We start from the raw sequence: 15,141 nt of genomic DNA, 5'->3' as shown, positions 1-15,141 counted from the left end.
TCAGCCCGCCGCGCTCACGAGCTCTCGCTCGGTGTCGCCGCTGTCGACCGCGGCGGTGTTGCGCTGCGTGCCGGTACGGCCGGTCTCGAGGAGCTCTGCCAGGAACGAGCCGGTGTGGCTACCCTCGACCTTCGCGACCTGCTCGGGAGTTCCCGTGGCAACGATCGTGCCGCCGCCGGCGCCTCCCTCGGGGCCGAGGTCGATGACCCAGTCCGAGCTCTTGATGACGTCGAGGTTGTGTTCGATCACGATGACGGTGTTGCCCTTGTCGACGAGGCCGTTCAAGACCTTGAGCAGCAGCGAGACGTCCTCGAAGTGCAGACCCGTGGTGGGCTCGTCGAGCACGTAGATCGACCGGCCGTTGCTCCGACGCTGCAGCTCGGTCGCGAGCTTGACGCGCTGCGCCTCACCGCCCGACAGCGTGGTCGCCGACTGCCCCAGGCGGACGTATCCGAGACCCACGTCGACGAGGGTCTTGAGATAGCGGTGGATCGCCTGGATGGGCTCGAAGAACTCCGCCGCCTCGGAGATCGGCATCTCGAGGACCTCGGCGATGTTCTTCCCCTTGTAGTGCACCGAGAGGGTGTCGCGGTTGTACCGCTTGCCGTGGCATACCTCGCAGTCGACGTAGACGTCGGGGAGGAAGTTCATCTCGATCTTGAGCGTGCCGTCGCCCGAGCACGCCTCGCAGCGCCCGCCCTTGACGTTGAAGCTGAAGCGCCCGGCCTGGTAGCCGCGCACCTTCGCCTCGGGCGTCTCGGCGAACAGGCTGCGGATGCGGTCGAAGACCCCGGTGTAGGTCGCCGGGTTCGAGCGCGGGGTGCGCCCGATCGGCGCCTGATCGACGTGCACGACCTTGTCGAGGTTGTCGAGACCGGTCACGCGCGTGTGCTTGCCCGGAACGCGACGCGCACCGTTCAGTTTCGAGGCGAGGACTTCGTACAGGATGCCGTTCACCAGCGTCGACTTGCCCGAACCGCTCACGCCGGTCACCGCCGTCAGCACCCCCAGGGGGAAGTCGGCCGTGACGTTCTGCAGGTTGTTCTCGCGCGCGCCGACCACCGTGACCTGACGCTTCTTGTCGATCTTGCGGCGCTTCTTCGGCGCCTCGATCGATCGGCGGCCGGAGAGGTAGGCACCCGTCAGGGAGTTCTCGTCGGTCAGCAGGCCGGAGAGCGGACCGGAGTGCACGACATTACCGCCGTCGACGCCGGCGCGGGGCCCGATGTCGACGACCCAGTCGGCCGCGTGGATGGTCTCTTCGTCGTGCTCGACCACGATGAGCGTGTTGCCGAGGTCGCGCAGAGTCTCGAGCGTCTGGATGAGGCGGCGGTTGTCGCGCTGATGCAGACCGATCGAGGGCTCATCGAGCACGTAGAGCACGCCGGTCAGCCCCGACCCGATCTGTGTGGCGAGGCGAATGCGCTGCGCTTCTCCGCCCGAGAGCGTGCCGGCCGCGCGGCCGAGGCTCAGGTAGTTCAGGCCCACCTGCAGCAGGAAGTCGAGTCGCGCGCGGATCTCACGCAACACCGCCGCGGCGATCGTGGCCTCGCGGTCGGTCAGCGTCAGCTGCGAGAAGAACTCCCGCGCATCGGCGAGGCTCATGCGCGAGGCCGCCGCGATCGAGGTGCCGTCGACGAGCACCGCGAGAACCTCGGGCTTGAGCCGATCGCCGTCGCACACCGCGCAAGGCACCTCGCGGAGGTACTCCGACCAGCGCTGGCGCTGGGTGTCGGACTCGGCCTGCAGGTACTGACGCTCGATGTAGGGCACGACGCCCTCGAAGCCCGACGAGTACCGCATCTCGCGGCCGTAGCGGTTCTTCCACTTGACCGTGACCTTGTAGTTCTCACCGCGGAGCACCGCCTGCTGCACGTCGTGCGAGAGGTCCTTCCACGGCGTGTCGAGCGAGAACTCCAGATCGCGCGCGAGCCCCTCGAGAAGCCGCTCGTAGTACTGGAAGAGCCCCTTGCCCTGGGTCGTCCACGGCAGGATCGCGCCGTCGCGGATGGAGAGCTCCTCGTCGCCCAGCATGAGGTCGACGTCGACCGACATGCGCGTTCCGAGGCCGGAGCAGACGGGGCACGCACCGAAGGGCGCGTTGAACGAGAACGTGCGCGGTTCGATCTCGGTGAGCTGCAGCGGGTGCCCGTTGGGGCACGCCAGCTTCTCGGAAAACGACTGCCAGGCGTCGTCGCCCTCCTCGTCGACGTAATTGACCTGCATGATGCCGCCGGCGAGCCCCATCGCCGTCTCGACGGAGTCGGTCACGCGGCTGAGGTTGTCTCCGGATGCCACGAGTCGGTCGACGACGACCGCGATGTCGTGCTTGTAGCTCTTCTTCAGCGTCGGGGGCTCGGCCAGCTGCACCAGCTCGCCATCGACCACCGCACGGGCGTAGCCCTTCGCGCTGAGCTCCTTGAAGAGGTCGACGAACTCCCCCTTCTTCTGAGTGACCACGGGGGCGACGATCTGGTAGCGCGTGCGCTCGGGAAGCTCCATGAGCTGGTCGGCGATCTGCTGGACCGTCTGCCGCTGGATGCGCGCTCCGCAGTCGGGGCAGTGGGGCACGCCGACGCGCGCCCAGAGAAGACGCATGTAGTCGTGGATCTCGGTGATCGTGCCGACCGTCGAGCGGGGGTTGCGGTTGGTCGACTTCTGGTCGATGGAGACCGCGGGACTCAGCCCCTCGATGAAGTCGACGTCGGGACGGTCGACCTGCCCGAGGAACTGTCGCGCGTACGCGCTGAGCGACTCCACATAGCGGCGCTGACCCTCCGCGAAGATGGTGTCGAAGGCGAGGCTCGACTTTCCCGAGCCCGACAGACCGGTGAAGACGACGAGTGAATCACGCGGGATGTCGAGGTCGACGTTCTTCAGGTTGTGGACGCGTGCACCCCGGACACTCAGCTTTCCACTGGTACCGGAATTCGCGGACGGCGAGGGAGAGGCGACAGGAACGATGGGCACCTGTTAAGTCTAGGTCGGACCTCCGACATCGGCCCCGGGTTCGCCCCGGGCGCACGGATGTGCGAGAGTGCGGCACGCGTCGCGCCGCAGGCCCGCCGTGCGGCTCAGCCCTTCGACGGCCCGGCGAAAGGAGCGAGCCCGTCGCGAAGCGCTGCGAGAGCGTCCGCGTCGACGCCGACCCGCGCCATGATCTTGCCCGGTACCTCGAGGGCTGCAGCCCGCAGCGCTCGACCTTCGTCGGTGAGGTCGATGTCGAGCACGCGCTCGTCGTCGCTGCGGCGCGCGCGAGCGACCCTCCCCTGCGCCTCGAGGCGCTTGACCAGCGGCGACAGGGTGGCAGGCTCCATCGCGAGTTCCGCGGCCAGGGCGCCGAGCGAGCGAGGCGCCTGATCCCACAGCGCCAGCATCACCAGGTACTGCGGGTGCGTCAGACCGAGCGGCTCCAGCACGGGTCGGTAGATCGACACGACGTTGCGCGCCGCCGTCACCAGGGCGAAACAGACCTGGTTCTCGAGCTTGAGCGGGTCGTTCACGCGCCCTCCTCCCAATTAGTTAGTACACTAACGATCATGACACAAAAGGATGCCGACCGACCGCCCCTGCGCGAGCGTGTCCGCGAGGCCGGCGGTTGGTACCAGTACCTCAACACGCGTCTCATCCGCGTCGCCGGTCCCGCGTCCGTCGGCCCCTACGAAACCACTCCGGAGCCCGTCCGGACGGGACGCCCCTGCCCGCTGTGCGGGCACGCGATGACGGAGCATTCCGTCGACCGCTCGGGGCCGAAGCCGTTGCTGCACTGCCCGTGACGCACTGACGGCGCACCCACCATTCCGCCGCCGACGAGGACGCCACCTCCCCGGCGACCGAAGCCGCATGAGCATTCCATCCGAACGCGCACGGAGGGCGATCGCGCGCTCGACGCCGCCGACGCCCAGAGTGACGAGCGTGACGCGCCGGCGCACGACGAGTTCCGCGTGTCAAAACCCGCGGGCTCAGGCGTGACCGGCGCGCTCCATGGCGCGCAGCTCTTTCTTCATGTCCTGAACCTCGTCACGTAGGCGTCCGGCGAGCTCGAACTTCAGCTCGGCTGCGGCCGCGAGCATCTGCTGGGTGAGATCGGCGATCGTGGACTCGAGCTGATCCGCGCCCTCCGCCGCGATGCCGGTGCGCCGTAGGGACGGGGTGGGCGATTTCCCCTTCCCGGACTTGTCGTTGCGCGACAGCAGGTTCTTGGTGTCGGACGCCTCTCGGTTGAGCACCTCGGTGATGTCTGCGATCTTCTTGCGCAGCGGCTGCGGGTCGATCCCGTGCTCGGTGTTGTAGGCGATCTGCTTCTCGCGACGGCGCTCGGTCTCTTCGATCGCCTTGCTCATCGAGTCGGTCATCTTGTCGGCGTACATGTGCACCTGACCCGAGACGTTTCGGGCCGCGCGACCGATCGTCTGGATGAGCGACGTGCCGCTGCGGAGGAAGCCCTCTTTGTCGGCGTCGAGGATCGCTACCAGTGACACCTCGGGAAGGTCGAGACCCTCGCGAAGGAGATTGATTCCCACGAGGACGTCGTAGACACCGGCGCGCAACTCGGTCAACAGCTCGACGCGGCGGAGCGTATCGACGTCGGAGTGCAGGTAGCGCACGCGCACCCCGTGCTCTCCGAGGAAGTCGGTGAGCTCCTCGGCCATCTTTTTCGTGAGCGTCGTCACCAGCACGCGCTCATCGCGCTCCACACGCAGACGGATCTCTTCGAGCAAGTCGTCGATCTGCCCCTTCGAGGGCTTCACGATGATCTCGGGATCGACGAGACCGGTCGGGCGGATGATCTGCTCCACCACCCCGTCGGCTATGCCCATCTCGTAGCGGCCGGGCGTCGCCGACAGGTACACCGTCTGACCGACGCGCTCCTTGAACTCGTCCCAGCGGAGTGGGCGGTTGTCCATCGCGCTCGGCAGGCGGAATCCATGCTCCACCAGGGTGCGCTTACGGGATGCGTCGCCCTCGTACATCGCACCGATCTGCGGCACGGTCACGTGCGACTCGTCGATGACGAGCAGGAAATCATCGGGGAAGAAGTCGAGGAGCGTGTGCGGCGGATCCCCCGGCATGCGACCGTCCATGTGCCGCGAGTAGTTCTCGATACCCGAGCAGAACCCGAGCTGCTGGAGCATCTCGAGGTCGAAGGTCGTGCGCATCCTCAGACGCTGCGCCTCGAGGAGCTTGCCCTGCGACTCGAACTCTTTGAGGCGCTCCTCGAGTTCGTGCTCGATCGTGCCGATCGCGCGTTGCACCGTCTCGGTTCCCGCGACGTAGTGAGACGCTGGGAAGATCGGCACGGAGTCCATCTTCTCGATCACATCTCCGGTCAGCGGGTGCAGGAGGTACAACGCCTCGATCTCGTCGCCGAACATCTCGATGCGGATCGCGTACTCCTCGTACACCGGGATGATCTCGATCGTGTCACCGCGCACGCGGAAGTTGCCGCGCGAGAAATCGACGTCGTTGCGGTTGTACTGCATCGAGATGAACTTGCGGATGAGGGCGTCACGGTCGTAGCGCTCGCCCACTTGCAGGGCGACCATGGCGCGCAGGTACTCCTCGGGCGCACCGAGGCCGTAGATGCACGAGACCGTCGAGACCACCACGACATCTCGGCGCGAGAGCAACGAGTTCGTCGTCGAATGGCGCAGGCGCTCGACCTCCGCGTTGATCGAGCTGTCCTTCTCGATGAAGGTGTCCGTCTGCGGGACGTACGCCTCGGGCTGGTAGTAGTCGTAGTACGAGACGAAGTACTCGACGGCATTGTTCGGCATGAGTTCGCGGAACTCGTTCGCCAGTTGCGCCGCGAGCGTCTTGTTGTGCGCCAGCACCAGCGTCGGCCGCTGCACCTGTTCGACGAGCCAAGCTGTCGTCGCCGATTTTCCGGTACCGGTCGCACCCAGCAGCACGACGTCGGTCTCACCCGCGTTGATGCGCCCCGCGAGCTCGGCGATCGCCTGTGGCTGATCACCGGAGGGGGTGTACTCGCTGATGACCTCGAAGGGGCGGACGGAGCGCGTGGCCTGCATGCTTCCAGCGTAGGCGGGGCCTCCGACATCGGGGGCGGGTTGCGTTCGCCGTGCGCGAGCGCTCGGCCTCTGTACGCCGGGTCAGGCCCCTCGGTTCCACCGTTCCCAGAGCTCGTCGACCTGCCGACGGGTGGCATCCAGGTCTATCGACGTGTCGATGACGACGTCGGCCAGCGCGAGCCGATCCTCCTCGCTCGCCTGCGAGCCGATGCGGGCACGCGCCTCGGCCTCGGTGAGGCCGCGACTCTCGACGAGACGTCGCACGCGAAGCTCCGCGGGGCAGTGCGCCACCACGACGAGGTCCCAGGAGTCGGCGCCGCGGGCCTCGGCGAGCAGCGGCACGTCGTACACGATCACTGCGGCCGGGTCGGCGGCGCGGGCTTCGGCGAACCGGCGCTCCGACTCGATCCGCACCGCCGGGTGCACCAGAGCGTTCAAACGCGCGAGCCGATCGGGGTGCCCGAACACGAGAGACCCGAGCGCGGGCCGATCGAGCGAGCCGTCCGGGCGCAGCACCCCCGCACCGAACTCCCCCGCGATCTCCTCGAGCACGGCGGATCCGGGAGCCTGCACTTCCCGCACGATGGCGTCCGCGTCGACGACGACGGCTCCACGGTCGGCGAGAAGGGCGGCGATGGTGGACTTGCCGGAGGCGATCCCACCCGTCAACGCGAGAAGAGGCACTCGACGAGGATGCCACATCCGCACGTCCTTCCACCGGGGAGGCGTGCCGCCGCCCCGTCGTCTAAAATCCCCCCAGGCCGCTCGCCCGAATCGGCCCGACGAAAGCTCCGCCATGACCGCATTGCACACCACGGTGGTGATAGAGGACGACCTCGACATCCGCCTCCTCGTGACGGCGGTGCTCGAGAGCGCCGGATACGTCGTCCACGCGGCAGCCACGGGCCTCGACGGTATCGAACTCGTCCGCCGACACGACCCGATCGTGACGACGCTCGACGTGAGCATGCCGGGCATAGACGGCTTCGAGACCGCTCGCCGCATCCGTACCTTTAGCGACACCCGCATCCTCATGGTGAGCGCGAGAGCGGACGAGGACGAACAGCGGGCGGGGCGCGAGGCCGGTGCCGACGATTACCTCACCAAGCCGTTCCGTCCCCGCGAACTCCGTCAGCGAGTCGCCGAGCTCGCCCAGTCGGCACGGGGCTGAGTCCCGCTCTCACGCGAGACCGAACGCCTGCTCCCCCGTCGCCGCGGCACGGGCGGCGGCCTCGTCGGCGCGGCTCGTGAGGGCTTGCGCACGGTAGCCGTGATCTGCGGCCAATGCCACTCCGACGCCCACCGCCGGTACGACGGCCGCGCCCAGTCGCGCGAGATCCGCGACCACCCGTTCGTGCAAGACGCGAGCGGCGCGACGGACATCTGTCGTCGGCGTCGTCGTGAACGCGACCGCGAGGCCGGCGGCATCCGTCTCCCCCACCAACGCCATCGTCGGCGCATGCCGCCGCACTGCGGCGCGCACCTCGAGAGCCAGGCGTTCGGCGTCGTCGGGGCCGAAGGCCACCGCGACGCGCTTGAGATCGTCGATGCGGATGCCGATCACGCACACTCCCTCGCCGGCGGCCTGTGCGCGAGTGCAGATGATGGCGAGAGTGGCCTCGAAGGATTCGCGGAACAGCACGCCGTTGGTATCGACCGCGAGTCGTCGTGTCTCCGCCGTTCCGCGGAGGGCCGACTCATTCGCCCGGAGCACCGAAGTCACCACGACCGCCGCGATCAGAAGCGAGATCGTGAGGAACGCCGAGACGCGCGTATCGAAGACGTTGCGGAACAGATCGCTGTCGGGTCCGAGCCACAGGAACACCACGACACGCGCGAGGAACCACACCGTTTCGATCGCGAGCACCGCGGTCAGGCCCGAGGAACTCCATCGCCGGCCGATGGCCGCGCGTCGCGTCTCGATCGCTCCGGTGGCCGCGAACACGGCATTGCCCAGGAAGAAGGGCACTGCCCCCGCCCACGAGCCGCCTTCGGGACCCGCGACGAGAGCCGAGACGACCACGACGATCACCGTCGCGCTGAGAAAGAGCGCCGGGCGGCGCACAGGTCGCCCGTTGAAGGCGACGCAGCCCAGCCAGATGAAACCCGTCGCCGCGACGAACGCGCCGTTGCCCACCGCGACCGCGAAGTACACGTCGGGCAGGAGCAGCCACGCCAGGTAGCACGTCGCCGAGAACGTGCCGGACAGGTAGGCGCTCGCCCACAGACGCCCGGGCAGCCCGTCCTTGAGCATGAGCGTGTCGAGCAGGTACATCACCGTCGAGGCGACGATGACCAGCGTCGCCGCCGCCTGCAGGGTGAGGACGTCGAAGTTCACGGGGTCTCCCTCGGTTGGCGGGGTAGCCGGACGATGAAGGTCGCACCTTCACCCGCCGCCGTATTCACGGTGATCTCGCCCCCATGGGCGCGGACGAGGTCACGGCTGATGGCCAGCCCCAGGCCGCTGCCATGGGTCGAGGATTTGCGTACGGCATCGCCCCGGAAGAAGCGCTCGAACAAGCGCCCCTGCTCGCTCGCGCTGATCCCCGGCCCGTCGTCGGAGATCGTCACCGTCACCGAGTGCGGATCGTCGTCGACCGACACGAGGACCGAACCCCCGCGCGGGTTGTACTTGACGGCATTCGACATCAGATTGTCGATGACCTGGCGAACGCGACGTCCGTCCACCAGAGCCTGCGCGGGCGGGAGCGTGCCCGTCTCGATCCGGATGCCTCGGTCATGTGCCCGCGGAGCGATCGACTCGATCGCCGAGCGGACGATGGCGGAGACGTCGGTGGGGCGGAGGTCGAGTTCGACGCCGAAGCCCTCGCGTGAGGTGGACGACACCGCGAGGATGTCTGCGACGAGCTCGAGCAATCGCGAGGCGTTGCGCTCAGCGACCTCCAATCGGTCACGCGTGCCGAGGTCGAGGGTCTCGTCGTCGAGAGCGAGCTCGAGGTAACCGATGATCGAGGTCAGCGGCGTGCGCAACTCGTGCGAGACACTCGCCACGAGGTCCTCGCGGGCGCGGCGCGCCTGCTCCTCCACGGTGACGTCACGAGACACCACCACCCCACCGACCTCCCCGCTATCGCTCTCGGGCAGACGTCGCGAGGTGACGCTGAGGGCACGGCGGTCCTCACCGGGTGAGCCGTACCAGACCACCTCCGCCTCGAAGGCCTCGCCCGATCGCGCGCGCGCCAGCGGCGCGGCATCGGGGGCGATCGCCGTGGAGCCGTCGGCGGCGAACACGGCGATCTCGCGTCCGAAGGCGTCGGTGCTGTTCAGCAGGAGCCCGTGGGCGGTGTTGGTGACCGAGAACTCCCCCGAGGGAGTGATGCGCGTCACGCCGAAGTCGACGGCATCCAGGACTTCGGTCACCAGGTCTTCCTGGCGCCGGGCGCGATCGAGAGCGCGACGTAGCTCAGCCGATTGCTTCTCGAGCAGGACGCGTTGAGCGCGACCGCGGCGCGCGGTGAGGGCGGCCATCGATGCGAGCGCCGTGACCGTGAACGGCAGGACCAACGTCGACGACGAGAACCGCTGCAGGTCATCCGTCACGAGCTGATGGACCATGACGACCGAAACCGTCAGCGAGACGGCGATGATCCCGCGAAGGCCGAACACCGTCCCGATCCAGATCGCGGGGAAGGTCCACAGCAGGCCGAGACCCGACATCGGAGCGCTCTCGCGCATCGCAGCGATCGCCACGACGTCGACGATGGGGAGCAGCCCGACCACCCACCTCGGCATCCCCTGCCACGGAACCAGGACGGCCGCGATCGCCCCCGCGAAGACGAGGGCGGTGCCCGCGAAGAACAGCGACGCGTGGACGACCTGCCCGACCGCGATCGACACGACCACACCCAGGAGGGTCGCCGCAGCGAGCAACGTCTGACTCGCCATGATGCTGCGGCGCAGACCGTAGCGCTCGCTCGAGGTCGGGGGCGCCATGGCCTCGACGATAGCGTTTCGCTCACGTCGGGCACCGTCAGAGCACCGCGGCACGCCGTTCAGCGAGTGTTCACGCCCCGACCCACGGGGTCAGAAGCCGAAATCGCCCCCGAAATCGCCCCCGAAATCCCCACCGAGATCGCCTCCGCCGGCGTCGATCGCCCCCGGGTCGGCGCCTCCGGGATCGGACATCGCGGGGTCGGGCTGCGCATCCGCCGCCGCACCGTCGGCGTAGCCCGCGTCGTACCCCGGATCGAACATCGCCCCGACGAGAGCCGAGCCGACGACGTATCCGCCGATGGTTCCGAGCATCGACGCCCCGAGCATGGAGCCGAATCCCGGGCCGTTCGAGAACCCCCGTCCCCCGAAAGTGCGCTCCATGAAGCCGGGCTGCGAGTACTCCGCTCGCGTGGCCGCACGGGCCAGGGTGGCGGGGTCGTCACTCGCGGGACGCTCCGCGGGAGCCAGCCCCGACGACAACTCGGCGAGAACCTGCTGACGCTGCCCCTGGGTCAAGCGGCCGAAAGCCTCGGCGTGCACCTGCTCGACGGTCTCGGGCGGAGCCGTGCGCAAGAGGTACCGGTAGCGCTCGATGGCCTGACGGTCGTCTTCGGATCCGGATGCCGCGGGCCCCGGCGCCGCAGCCTGCGCCGGCGGAGGTGCGTACCGGCCGCCCGCCTCGCGGGATCCGCTCACCGGAACGTGCGGCGCCGGAACCTCGGGGGTGCGCCGCGACGTCTCGTCGCCGGAGCCGAACAGTCGGTCGAACAGTCCCATGGTGTCGCCTCTCGAGTCGTGTCCCCGAACCCTAAAGCCCGGCGCTCAGAAGCTCCTGGGTCTTGCGCGCTGCATGCACGGCGTTCCGGTGAGCTGTCCGGAGCGGCAGCCGAGGCGGCACCATCGAGAGAGTCCGAACCCCCGGACCCCTCATCCGCTCCGTGCGATCGCCGCGCTCGTCCAGCGGGCGTAGAGGGCCCACGGGTCGTCGACGCCCGCGGCCAGCCCGGTCACGTGCGCATCGAGTGCCGGGCTCCGGCGAAACCACTCGGTCCTGCCGAAGCGCTCCTCGGCGAAGAGGGCATGGCGGCGACGCTCCAGCGAACGGTCCCCCGGCTCGAAAGCGAGAAGCTCGTCGTGCCAGATCGCCGAAAGCCGTTGACGGGGGCTCGCGGTGGTGCCGATCTTGATGCGGTCCTCGAACCTAAGGTAGTAGACCACGTCCACTCGTGGGGGTGGGAGTTCGTCGTCGACGGTTTCCCCGTGCCGCCACTCGCACACCGCGCACAGCCATCCGCTCGGCCATCGCACGCCCAGGCGCGAGCCACAGAGCCGACAGGGCGACGGCAGAACATCGGTCACCCCCTCGGTCGAAGCCGCCCAGTCTGCGCTGACGGCCAGGTGCCATACGCACAGGGTCACCGGCGCAAGAGGATCGGACGGCTCGTGACACTCCGGCACGAGGCAGTCGGGGGTGGACATGCGCTCACGCTATGCCCGACCCCCGACATCGCTTCAGTCCTCGATGACCGGAGGCTCCAGCACGAGGAACAGGCCGGCGTAGGGACCGAGCTCGAGCGAGAAGCTCTGCAGCTCGTCCACGCGGCCGACGGCTTCACCCGTCGCCGCGTCGATCGCCGTGCTCTGGGGAACGAGCCACTCGGAGCGTACGGTGCCCTCGATCGTCTCGCCCGAGAAGTTCAGCACCGTGATCTGCAGGGGGGCCGCCTGGTCTCGCCGATCGCCCCCGTCGAGACGGTGCACCATCACGAGCATGCTGGGGTGACCGACCTGTGGAATGTCGACCTGCGAGGCGATGGCGATGCCGTGGTCGCCGCGGATCCGCAGGATCTCCTTCAGCCCTGACAGGAAGGACTCCGGGTCCTCCTGCTGCCGTCCGAGCGAGCCGTACAGCGAACGCGCGCGCGGCACGCCCGACATCGACGACGACGCCTCGGGCGCCACATCGAGCAGGTCGTGCGCTCCGCGCTCGATCCAGCGGGTGTCGCCCGTCGAGATGAGGTGCCGCACATCGTCGGCGGGAAGCGTGAGCGAACCGGTGAGATCCCACCCGGACAACGCGAAGACGCCCGGCTGCCACGAGTTGTACTTCGCCAGCAGCAGGTGCGCGTCGCGGATCGCCGGGATGTCCTCGTCGGAGATGTCGTCGAGGGTCGCCTTTCCCTGCGTGGCGGCGATGAGGGATGCCGAGGTGCACGCGATCCCGTTCTGCGTGAAGACGAGATTGTAGTCGGCCTCGACCGTGAGCTTCTCGGTCAGCTCGGCGCGCACCATCTCGGCGATCTCGCCGCCGGTGTGCTCCTCGTGGCGGAAGGGGTAGACGGTGTCGCGGTGCGTCGTCGCCCAGTGCACGAGCTCGTAGGTCAACTCATCGTGATTCTGCATGCCGTGCACGAGCTGCACGGGCTCGACGCCGGTCTCGAGGGCCGTGGTCAGCGCAAGACGCAGGAATTCGGTGTTCGCCGTGGCGAGAGCGTGGTGATAGCCGGGCCGCGTCACGAAGTCGTACGACAGGTCGGCGCCGACCGCACTGGTGTCGCGGATGTCCTCCATCGTCAGGTTCAGCTCCTGGAAGGTGAAACCGCCCACCTTGCGCACCATACCGGCGATGATGTGGTTCGCCGCATGGGAGAGCGGATGGCCCTCCGACCACGCCGGCAGACCCTCCGCGCTCTTCTCGACCCCGAGGAAACCGTTGGCATCGAGGCGAAGCGCGCTCGTGCCGAGGTCGCCGAGCGAGTGCAGCGCGTCTCCGATCACGAGCCGCATCCCCGCGAACGTCGGGTCCAGCCAGTTGATGGACGGCTGCCCCTCTTTGAAGTAGTGCAGGTACACCCAGCGCCGTTCGAGACCATCGGTACCGACGACCGGTGCCGTGGTGCTCCAGTTCGTCTCCTTGACGCCGGGGGTGTAGAAGATGACGCGCTGCAGCTCACCGATGATGTAGCCGCGTGCGCTCAGCTCTCGTTCGGTTTCGGCGTCGAGGTTCACGGAGTCGCGACCCGCGGGTACCTCGGGCAGGAGATCCCAATCCTCGCGCGGGATCTCGACCATGTGGTAGATCCCGGGATAGTCCTTGTAGGCCATCTCGGCGAGGCGGAAGTCCGCCCCCTTGCCGGTGTGACCGGGGACGATGTCATCGATCACGCTGCCGCCGTGGGACTCCGCGACATCCGCGACGCGACGGAAGGCGTTCTCGTCGCCGAACTCGGGGTCGATCTGCGTGCTGATCCGGTCGAAGTGACCGTCGACGCTCGGGGTCTCCTGCCATCCCGTGATGCCGCCGGCGCGCTTCACGGGCCCGGTGTGGATGCCGTTGATCCCCACCCACTCGAAGGCCTCCCACAGTGCCTCGTCTCCGAGTGCCTCCAGGAAGGACTCCCCCGGCCGTGTGATCAGCGAGATCGGATAGGCCGTGAACCAGACGTCGGTGGACTCGATCGCGCGACGGGCGTCGGGGCGCGCATAGGGGTTCCGCCACATGGACGGCTGGCCCGAGAGTTGCCGGCTCAGGACGTCGGCGTCTTTCAGCATCGACTGACGCACGAGCCACTCGACGTATGACGGGTTACCGCCGTTCGCATTGCGAGGATCGGTCAGGAAACGGCGTAGCGTCCCGCCGCGGAACTGATCACGCGGGCGGAGTCGACGCGGTCGCGCCGGATAGCGCTGCTCGTCGTAGCTGATCTCCGTCGCGTTCTCGGTCGCGTCTTCCGCGTCGCCCGGATCCCCCTCGCCCTGACCGGCGTCGATCATCTCGTCATCCATCGCAGCGCGCTCATCGGCGTCTTCCACTCCGACCTCCCTCACGTCATCTACGACGCTAGTCTCTCCCGCCGACATCGACCCGGGCCATTGACCTCGACCCGCCGAACATCGATGGATACGCCGACAGGTCTCATCGAGGGCGAGCAGGAGCCGAGCGCAGAGCCAACATGGCGACCCCGAACGCGAGGACGCACATCCCGAGCACCAGTGATGAGAAAACCACCCACCCCGCCGACGCGAACACCAGCCCGAGCAGCCATCCGAACAGGCTCGAGCCCCCGTAGTAGCCCAGGTAGTACAGCGAGGACGCTTGGGCGCGCGCTTGCGGATCTGCCGCCACCGGCGTCCATCCCGACGCCACCGCGTGCGCCGCGAAAAAGCCCGCGGTGAACGCGAGAAGCCCCGCGATCACGGCTGCGACCGACGGGATAGACATCGCGACGACGCCGACCGCCATCACCCCGATGCTCCCCAGAAGCACCGGCAGACGCCCATACCGCACGGCGAGGGCCCCTGCACGAGGAGACGACACCGTGCCTGCCAGGTACGCGAGGAACAACAGGGTCACCACGGCCGGCGCCAGAGAGAAAGGCGGCTCGGCGAGGTGAAATCCCAGGTAGTTGTAGACCGCGACGAAAGCGCCCATCAACAAGAACGCCTGGGCGTACAGCGCCAGCTGCACGGGTGAGCGCAGGTTGAGCGCGAGGCGGCGCCGCACCGTGGGACCCCTCACGGTTCGCGCGCGCCCGGGCACGAAACCCCGCGCCGTGGGCACCAACGCCAGGAACACGGCCGCGGCCACCGCGCAGAGGAACACCACGGATGCCACCCCCCACCGCCACCCGGCGAACTCGGCGACGAACCCCGAAGCGACGCGGCCCGACAGGCCTCCCACGGTGGTGCCGGCGATGTAGGAACCGGCGGCAGCCGCCACGAAACGCGGCGAGACCTCTTCGCTCAGATATGCCAGAGCGACAGCGGGCACCGCACCGAGTGCCACGCCTTCCAGCAGCCGCAGCGCCAGCAGCAAGCTGAGATCGTGAGCGAACGGTGTGACGGCGCCGAGCAGCGTGGCGGCGATGACACCGATCGCCATCGCCGGAACCCGACCGATCCGGTCGGCCACCAGCGACCACGGGATGACCGCCGCAGCCAACCCGAGAGTGGAAGCGGACACGGTCGAGGCGGCGCCCGCCGGCCCCGGCGCCACATCGACGGCGATCGCGGGAAGCACGGCCTGCGTTGCGTAGAGCTGCGCGAACGTCGCGACACCACCGAAGAAGAGACCGATCAGGAGACGCCGGTACTCGCGGCTCCCGGGCAGGTGTCCCGAAAAGCCGCTCACGTCATCGACCCTATCGATCCCGCA

General features: G+C 68.3%; 12 protein-coding genes. 2 read left to right on the top strand and 10 right to left on the bottom strand.

All coding sequences use genetic code 11. From position 1 onward, the window contains the following. Together uvrA and AB6V29_RS00055 are read right to left on the bottom strand one after the other, a co-directional pair. On the bottom strand, window positions 1–2,970 hold the full coding sequence (gene uvrA / locus AB6V29_RS00060; protein WP_369356348.1) for an excinuclease ABC subunit UvrA: 2,970 nt from the start codon (window positions 2,968–2,970) through the stop codon (window positions 1–3). Between the two features lie 104 nt (window positions 2,971–3,074). Continuing rightward, the gene (locus tag AB6V29_RS00055) at window positions 3,075–3,503 is read right to left on the bottom strand and encodes a MarR family winged helix-turn-helix transcriptional regulator (RefSeq protein WP_210076668.1); all 429 of its coding nucleotides are present in this window, start codon (window positions 3,501–3,503) and stop codon (window positions 3,075–3,077) included. Between the two features lie 36 nt (window positions 3,504–3,539). On the opposite strand from AB6V29_RS00055, the gene AB6V29_RS00050 reads away from it, so the two are divergent. Then, complete coding sequence (locus tag AB6V29_RS00050; protein ID WP_369356346.1) at window positions 3,540–3,776, top strand: hypothetical protein; 237 nt, start codon at window positions 3,540–3,542, stop codon at window positions 3,774–3,776. A 186-nt stretch (window positions 3,777–3,962) separates the two neighbouring features. On the opposite strand, the gene uvrB is transcribed toward AB6V29_RS00050, so the two are convergent. Together uvrB and coaE are read right to left on the bottom strand one after the other, a co-directional pair. Further along, complete coding sequence (uvrB, locus tag AB6V29_RS00045) at window positions 3,963–6,032, bottom strand: excinuclease ABC subunit UvrB (protein WP_210076672.1); 2,070 nt, start codon at window positions 6,030–6,032, stop codon at window positions 3,963–3,965. 81 nt (window positions 6,033–6,113) lie between these two features. Next, window positions 6,114–6,716 carry a dephospho-CoA kinase gene (coaE, locus tag AB6V29_RS00040; protein WP_267787474.1) on the bottom strand — a complete coding sequence of 201 codons (603 nt, stop codon included), beginning with the start codon at window positions 6,714–6,716 and terminating at the stop codon, window positions 6,114–6,116. A 112-nt stretch (window positions 6,717–6,828) separates the two neighbouring features. Between coaE and AB6V29_RS00035 the strand changes: the two genes are divergently transcribed. Beyond that, window positions 6,829–7,203, top strand: coding sequence for a response regulator transcription factor (locus AB6V29_RS00035; protein ID WP_210076674.1), 375 nt, complete (start codon window positions 6,829–6,831; stop codon window positions 7,201–7,203). A 9-nt stretch (window positions 7,204–7,212) separates the two neighbouring features. Here AB6V29_RS00035 and AB6V29_RS00030 read toward each other — a convergent pair whose 3' ends face one another. From AB6V29_RS00030 to AB6V29_RS00005, 6 genes are all read right to left on the bottom strand, one after another. Further along, entirely contained in the window at window positions 7,213–8,370 is a 1,158-nt protein-coding gene (locus AB6V29_RS00030; protein ID WP_267787475.1) for a diguanylate cyclase, read from the bottom strand. Then, the gene (locus AB6V29_RS00025) at window positions 8,367–9,986 is read right to left on the bottom strand and encodes a cell wall metabolism sensor histidine kinase WalK (protein WP_267787476.1); all 1,620 of its coding nucleotides are present in this window, start codon (window positions 9,984–9,986) and stop codon (window positions 8,367–8,369) included. Before AB6V29_RS00025 ends, AB6V29_RS00030 begins: the two co-directional genes overlap by 4 nt. A 90-nt stretch (window positions 9,987–10,076) precedes the next feature. Then, window positions 10,077–10,763, bottom strand: a complete 687-nt coding sequence (locus AB6V29_RS00020) for a hypothetical protein (protein ID WP_369356341.1) — start codon at window positions 10,761–10,763, stop codon at window positions 10,077–10,079. 150 nt (window positions 10,764–10,913) lie between these two features. Beyond that, on the bottom strand, window positions 10,914–11,465 hold the full coding sequence (locus AB6V29_RS00015) for a GIY-YIG nuclease family protein (RefSeq protein WP_369356340.1): 552 nt from the start codon (window positions 11,463–11,465) through the stop codon (window positions 10,914–10,916). 33 nt (window positions 11,466–11,498) lie between these two features. Beyond that, window positions 11,499–13,760 carry a maltose alpha-D-glucosyltransferase gene (treS, locus tag AB6V29_RS00010; protein WP_369357144.1) on the bottom strand — a complete coding sequence of 754 codons (2,262 nt, stop codon included), beginning with the start codon at window positions 13,758–13,760 and terminating at the stop codon, window positions 11,499–11,501. A 142-nt stretch (window positions 13,761–13,902) separates the two neighbouring features. Further along, window positions 13,903–15,117 carry an MFS transporter gene (locus AB6V29_RS00005; protein ID WP_369356338.1) on the bottom strand — a complete coding sequence of 405 codons (1,215 nt, stop codon included), beginning with the start codon at window positions 15,115–15,117 and terminating at the stop codon, window positions 13,903–13,905. Window positions 15,118–15,141 lie beyond the last annotated feature (24 nt).

It is taken from the genome of Microbacterium sp. 20-116 (assembly GCF_041079415.1).
Taxonomy (GTDB): Bacteria; Actinomycetota; Actinomycetes; order Actinomycetales; family Microbacteriaceae; genus Microbacterium.
The sequence above is the reverse complement of the archived record's forward strand: the minus strand, read 5'-3'. Positions and strand labels throughout refer to the sequence as shown.